General features: G+C 69.8%; 3 protein-coding genes and 3 pseudogenes. 5 read left to right on the top strand and 1 reads right to left on the bottom strand.

The features are described 5' to 3' along the window. The first annotated feature begins 329 nt into the window (after positions 1-329). The 3 genes and pseudogenes from IPI43_34520 to IPI43_34510 all read left to right on the top strand — a co-directional run bounded on the left by IPI43_34520 (position 330) and on the right by IPI43_34510 (position 3,042). Positions 330-1,600: pseudogene (locus tag IPI43_34520) on the top strand (putative DNA binding domain-containing protein). A gap of 413 nt (positions 1,601-2,013) precedes the next feature. Next, complete coding sequence (locus tag IPI43_34515) at positions 2,014-2,853, top strand: hypothetical protein (GenBank protein MBK7779172.1); 840 nt, start codon at positions 2,014-2,016, stop codon at positions 2,851-2,853. A 39-nt stretch (positions 2,854-2,892) separates the two neighbouring features. After that, positions 2,893-3,042, top strand: coding sequence for a hypothetical protein (locus IPI43_34510; GenBank protein ID MBK7779171.1), 150 nt, complete (start codon positions 2,893-2,895; stop codon positions 3,040-3,042). A 1,260-nt stretch (positions 3,043-4,302) separates the two neighbouring features. Here IPI43_34510 and IPI43_34505 read toward each other — a convergent pair. Beyond that, a complete protein-coding gene (locus tag IPI43_34505) occupies positions 4,303-4,578 on the bottom strand; it encodes a hypothetical protein (GenBank protein MBK7779170.1) in 276 nt (91 codons plus the stop codon). Between IPI43_34505 and brxD the strand changes: the two are divergent. Beyond that, positions 4,562-5,903, top strand: a pseudogene (gene brxD, locus IPI43_34500) (BREX system ATP-binding protein BrxD). The gene IPI43_34505 and the pseudogene brxD overlap by 17 nt on opposite strands. Next, positions 5,900-6,730: pseudogene (locus IPI43_34495) on the top strand (DEAD/DEAH box helicase). Before brxD ends, IPI43_34495 begins: the two co-directional pseudogenes overlap by 4 nt.

Raw genomic sequence — 6,730 nt, 5'->3', positions numbered from 1 at the left:
TGCGTTCTTACTCGCGTTCGGAGACGAGCCAATGGTGCTCGACCAGCCGGAGGACGACCTCGACAACCACCTGATCTGGCATGATCCCATCGTGCGACAGATTCGAGAGAACAAGCTGCGGAGGCGGCTCATCATTGTGACCCACAACCCGAACGTGGTCGAACGGCGACGCCGAGGTTGGTCCACGTCACGACCTTTCTGGCGGACAGTGCCGGGTGCAAGAGAGCGGCGCCCTGCAAGAAGAGAGCGTGCGGAAGAGGTCTGCCAGGTGATGGAGGTGGGCAGAAGCGTTTCGAGCGCCGATGGAAGCGCCTTGGCGGTGTGGGCTGATGCTTGCCACCCGGACCGAGCTGCTGGAGAAGATCCGCCTCGGGGAAGACTCCTTCCTCGAGCCTCAAAGAGGTTCGCTTTGCTGGCGGCAAGGTGCGCGGTCCCACCCAGGACGCGCGTGGCTGATGAGCTGGCTGCGTTCGCGAACGGCATGGGCGGTGTCCTGCTCCTAGGCGTCGAGGACACGCGACGCGAGGTCGTAGGGATCCCCTCGAGCGCCTCGATGACGTGGAGCGCGTGCTCCGCGAGGCGTGTAGCAGTCCATCAAGCCCCCGCTCGTGCCCATCATGGAGCGCATGATCTCTGCCGGATCCCGCCGGAGTCGAGCGGGGCCATCGTGCGCGTCGAGGTGCTGCGGAGCCTCTTCGTCCACCAGAGCCCCGGCGGGTCTGCCACCGCGTGGGCTCCTCCAAGCGTCCCATCCCCCCGATCACCTGGCGCGGCTTTTTCAGCAGCGGAGCCAGTCGCGTGATCCGCTTCGACGAGACGCCTGTGCTCTACGCCACGCTGGGCGATCTCGGCGAACCCCTCTGGCGGGCGTTTCGCACCCGAGCACACCTCGGACTCCGATGAAGTCCTGCCGCACAAGCTCGCGATGGCCGTGCAGGAGAGACGAGGGGCGGCTGGCATCCGACCAAGTGGCCGGGCTGCTGCTGGGCGCGAGAAGGCGCACGGTTCCTCCCGGGGCGTTCATCCAGGCCGTAGCTTACCAGGGCAGTACCGTGGTGCCCGAGGGCGCATCCATCTACCAACGCGATGCGCGCGACATCAAGGGCCCAACTCGACAGGCAGATCGTCGAAGCTTGCGCGTTCGTGCGCAAGAACACGGTCGCCGCGTTCAAGCACGAAGGCGGTGGCCGAGAGGACGCGTGCCGCAATACTCGATGCGGGCGGTGTTCGAAGCCGTCACCAACGCTGGGCTCACCGAGACCACCTGATGCCGGGCGCAAGGTTCGGCTGCGGCTCTTCGACGACCGGCTCGAGATCTACTCCCCCGGAATGCTCCCCCAACACCATGACCACCGAGAGCCTCGCCATGCGCCAGGCCGCGCGGAACGAAGCGATCCCCAGCCTCCGTCGCGCGTTGCCCGGTGGAAGACAGCGCTGACGTCACACCGCCAGCACATCATGGACCGGCGAGGGCGAGGGCGTGCCGGTCATCCTCCGTGAGAGCGAGCGACTGTCAGGCAAGCGCCCGACGTATCAGGTCATCGACCAGAGCGAACTGCTGCTCACCATCTTCGCCGCAGAGGCGAGCGACTCCAGATGAGCGCTGCGACGTTGGGCCCCGTGTCCACCAAGCTGGAGGCCGAGGTGCGACGGGTGCAGCGCCAGGCGTGGTGGTGTGGCTCGACCTCGACGACCACTACACGGCCTTCGTGGACGGCCTGGTGGCCGCCCGCGCGGCGGGTGAGCTGAGCTACGAGGTGCGGGCCTTTCGAGGCAGCCACCTGGCTTTGATGCTGGCGCTCGAGGGGGTGGCCGGCGGCGCGGACAAGACGCAGATGGTGCTGCACCTCCCGGGCTTCAACGAGGACAGCGTGCGGCAGACGCCGCTCTACGAGCTGTTCGCGGCGGGCGTGCGCTTTCGCAAGGGGCTGAAGACGCTGGTGACCGAGGCTGCCGCAGGACGGGTGCACCCCGACCAGATTGCGGCCTTCGTGGAGCAGCCGGGCCTCAGCCTTGGCCGGCGCCGACGCCTGGCTGAGCGCGCAGCTGAGCCGGGTGGAAGGGGGCATCGGGGCGCAGCTCGACGCCATGGAGCCCAGCGCCCTACTGGACGACCTCCTCTCCGCCGGCTTCTTCGCCGGGCGCGTAGCGGACGCAGCGGACCAAGCGGTGCTGCTGGAGCGCCTGGCCGCGTGGACGGGGCTGCCTGCCGCCTGGCGCGCCACCACCTTGCCGACCGCCAACGTGAGCGCCCCCGACGTGGCCTTTGCGGTCGCGAGCTGGGCGCTGTGCGTCGAGTACGTGGACGACCTGCGCCGGGCACCGGTGAGCTCGCTCCTAGGAGACGCGGCCGCGCTGCCACGCCCGGTGATAGACACCTGCCGAGCGCTCGCGCAGCACCTGCGCGCACGCCACGCCACGTTCTACCAGCGCACGGCCGACGAGACCGAGGCGCTGCTGAGCGACGAGGTGGGCGCCGCGAAGGCCGAGGACCTCGGGAAGGTAGACACCTTCCGCTTCGAGGAAGACAAGGTGCTGAAGGCAGCGCTCGTAGCGCTCGGGGATGGCGCGTGGGCGCCGACGCTCGAGTGGGCCGAGCTCCGGGTCGACCCGAAGCCCGGCTTTGCGTCGTTCTGGCTTCAGGCAGACCCCTCGCGCCGGTCCGCCTGGCAACTAGTACGCGCGGCCGCGACCTGGTGCAGCCATCGTGGCGGCGGCGCCCACGGCCGACCGCGAAGGCGGGGCGGCGGCCGGTGGCGCGCTCACGAGCCTCGAGACGGCGGTCCGACGTCTATGTGCAGCACGGTGCCGCGGTGGACGCGCCGCACCGGCACCTCGAGCAGCAGCGCGTGACCGTGCCCCGCAGGTCCCCGAGTTCGAGACGCTGCGCGCGTGCCTCGACCAGCTGAGGGTGACCTGGCGCGCTGGGCCAACCCGTGGGCGGTGGACTTCAACGGGCTGTGCAAGCCCGGGCCCAGGGCTTCTTGCCCGGCCGGGGCCTACCAGCAGCGCCACGTGTTCGGAGATGTGGTGCGCCCATGACCCGTGAGACCGGGGCCCACCGCGTACTTTTTGGTGGACGCGCTGCGGTTTGAGATGGGCGTCGAGCTGTTCCGCGAGCTCGAGGGCACCGCGCCCCCACGGTCCTGCGCCAGGGGCGCCTCTCAGAGCTGCCCTCGCGACCGAGGTGGGCATGAACGTGCTGGCGCCGGTGGCGCACAACGGGCGCCTCCAGCGCGTAGCGCGACGGGCAGCTCAGGATTCGCTGGATTTCAGGCTGGTGAGTTTCGGGTGAGACGGGTCCCGAGACGCGCAAGCGCCATGCATGGCGGCGTCGGCGGCGGCGATGTCCATGGCTGACCCCAGCGTCCAGGTACTGGCCCACAAGAGCGCGTCGCTGCAGCACCGTCGTCCCGGGCCAGCCTGGTGGTGGTGCACAGCCAGGAGATCGACAAGGCCGGCGAAAAGGGCGTGGGGCCGACCGTGTTCGACACGGTCATGCGCCAGCTGCGCGCGGCGTGGCGACGGCTGCACGAGGCCGGGGTGAGCCGCTTCGTGTTCACCGCGGATCACGGCTTTCTTTTGTTGGACGACAGCGCGCGCGCGGCGCAGCCGCACGGCCGGCAGACGGGCCCGAAGCGCCGCCACGTGTTCTCGAGCGTCGCGGCGGACCGCGGGGAGGTCAGCGTTGCGCCTCGCCGACCTGGGCTGCGACTGCGTCAGCGGGCACGTGATGTTCCCGAAAGACCACGGCTCCGTTCGACAAGGGGCAACCGTCAACATGAGCTTCGTGCACGGCGGAAACAGCCTGCAGGAGCGCGTCATCCCCGTGTTGACCGTGGTGCACAGGTCCGCGCCCCGCGGAGGCACCACCCTCCAGTATGGCGTGACGGCCAAGCAGCTCGAGGACGTGGCCGGCATGTTCTGCATCGAGGTGAAGGTGGCTCGTGGGAGCGCAGCACGCGCTCGACTTCGGCAGGGCCGAAGGAGGTCGACCTCGCTGCGGGTGGCGACGCCGACGACGTGCAGGCGGAGCTGTGCCAGGACGTGGAAAGGCGCGTATTGCGGGTGGCGCGTTCGCGCGCCCAGCGGGGGCGTTGGCGCCTCGAGCTGAGTTCTTCCGGCTGTCACGGGGCCCAGCAGTACGCGTGGGCGGCGGAGCTCCACCACCTGGGCGCCGTGGCGGACGTCGTGGCCTGCGTTCTGCCCGACCGCTTCCTCCGGGTGGGCACCCGGCCGCCGACCAGCGACCGCCGCCGCCGAAGGCACCCCGGAGCGGCGAGACCAAGGTCGAGGCGCCGGTCACGACGCCCGCACCACCGCGGAGACGCCAGTGCAGGGGTGGCTCGACGACTTCGAGGGCGGCGCCTGCGGCAGCGCTGTCAGCACCTCGGCGCACGGCACGCTCACCGAGGCCGACGTCCACAGCTCTTGGGCGGCGCGCGGCAGTTCGCGATGCCCTTTACCCAGGGCGCCTCCGACGCCCACGTGAAGAGCACCCTTCGTGCGACCCATCACCACGGTGAAGCGGGACAGCGCTCCACGCGCGGGCAGGAAACGGATGACCGGGCTCAGCATCAAAGACCTGAACCACATCTTTGAGCGCCTGCGCTCAGGCACCGTGCCCGAGCGGGGGCTCATGGCCTTCGCCGTCGGGGTCGAGAAGGCCCGGGCGGAGCTCGACCGGCAGCTCGCCCTGGCCGCGTCAAACGAGGGCGCGGTGAAGTTCCTGCGCGGCGGCTATGGCTGCGGCAAGACGTTTATGGCCCAGCTCACCGCCCAGGACGCCCGGGACCGTGAGTTTGTCACCAGCTTTGTCGTGGTCTCCGACAACGACCTGCACTTTCACCGCTTTGATGAGCTGTACCGCAAGGTGGTGGGGGAGCTGGCCACGTCGAGCTGCCCCCGGGGGGCCTTGGGGGATCTCCTCGACCGCTGGATGGGCTGGACCGAGAGCGCGCTCATTGACGGCGGCGCCGACCCCGACGCCCCAAGCTTTGACGCCCTGGTGAACGAGCGCCTTGAGCAAGACCTCAACGCCATGACCGGCGGCGCGGCCCCGGCGGACATGGTGCGGGTGATCCGCACGATCTTCGCGCTCAAGGCCAAGGGTGAGCTCTCCGACGCCGCGGCGCTGTTGAGCTGGCTGGCGGGCTCACAGAACGTCGGCGCCGCGCCCAAGCGCCTCGCCGGGGTGAAGGGGGAGATCGGCAGCGAGGACGCGCTCTCGTACCTGCGGGGGCTGCTCGCTGTCGTGAAGCTCGCCCGCTACAAGGGCCTGGTGATCGTGATTGATGAGGTGGAGACGATCCTCCGGATGCGCGAGGACACCCGCAAGAAGTCCCTCAACGGCCTGCGGCAGATCGTCGATCACGCGCCCAACCTGCCCGGCTTGTTGTGGCTGTTCACCGGCACCCCCGAGCTGTTTGACGGCAAGCGGGGCGTGGCGGCGCTGCCGCCGCTGTATGACCGACTGCGGCTGATCAGGCGGGGGCCCCCCCCCCCCCCCCCCCCCGGCCTTTGTGACCCCTTTCCGCCAGCCCCAGCTCAGCCTCACGCCCTTTGACGCGGCGCGGCTGTTGGCGGTCGCCAAGAAGCTTCGGGGGCTCTACCCCTGCCCCGACCGGGCGCGCCTGGGGGAGCGGGTGAACGACAGCTTCTTGGAGCGCCTCGTGGCCGAGGTGACCACGGGCTTTAAGGGCGACGTGGGCGTGGTGCCCCGGCAGTTTCTGCGGGAGCTGGTGACCGTGTTTGACTCGGTGCAGGAGCACGAGGGCTACGACCCGGCGGCGGCCTACCGTTTTCATCTGCCCGCGGCGCTCTCCCCTGAAGAGGCCCACGTGGTGACCGGCGCGCCGCTCGGCCAGCGAGACGAGGACAGCGGCGGCGGAGAGGCGTGGTGAGCGTCTTCTCGCGGTTTCACCCGCGGCTACAGCACGCCATCGTGTCTCGGCTGGGCTTCTCGGCCTTGCGTGAGGTGCAAGAGCTCGCCTCTGAGGTGATCCTCAACGGCCAGAACGCCCTGGTGTTGGCCCCCACGGCGGGGGGCAAGACCGAGGCCGCGCTCTTCCCGGCGCTCTCGGGCCTTCTGAGCTGGCCCAACGAGGGCGTGGGGGCGCTCTATGTCGCGCCGATCAAGGCCCTGCTCAACAACCAGGCCGAGCGTCTGGGCACCGCCACGGAGATGGTGGGGCTGCGGCGGTTTGTGTGGCATGGGGACGTCACGAGCCACGAGCGGCGGGTTTTTTTGAAGGATCCGGCGGACCTGCTGATGACGACGCCGGAGAGCCTGGAGGTGATGCTCATCTCGCCCAAGGTGAACGCCCGAGCGCTGTTCGCCGATCTGCGGGTGGTGATCATCGACGAGATCCACGCCCTCGCGGGCCAAGACCGCGGTGCGCACCTTCAGTCTGTGCTGGGACGCATCGCCGCCTCAGCCGCCACGACGTGCAGCGCGTGGGCTGAGCGGCGACCGGTAACCCAGACGCCCATCCTGGCGTGGCTGAAGGGCACGTCCGAGCGGGAAGGGCGGGTCGTGGATCCCCCCAAGGTGCCGGGCAAGCGCGAGCTGCTCGTGGTGCACCGGCCGGACCTCGCCTCGCCTGGCGCAGGAGGTGGCGCGTGCGCCCGCGGCCACAGAAGAGCCTTCCGTTCTTCTGCCAATCGCGCGCCACCACCGAGGCCGTGGCTGAGCAGCCATGCGACGCGCCGGGACGAGCGTCTTCGTGCA

This window comes from Sandaracinaceae bacterium (assembly GCA_016706685.1).
Lineage (GTDB): Bacteria > Myxococcota_A > Polyangia > Polyangiales > Houyiibacteriaceae > JADJJE01.
This window is presented reverse-complemented; position numbering and strand designations above follow the sequence as displayed.

Bases quoted from the DNA above. Each gene is read 5' to 3' on its own strand.
- IPI43_34505 (MBK7779170.1), bottom strand. From the start codon at position 4,578: ATGCTGAGCCCGGTCATCCGTTTCCTGCCCGCGCGTGGAGCGCTGTCC.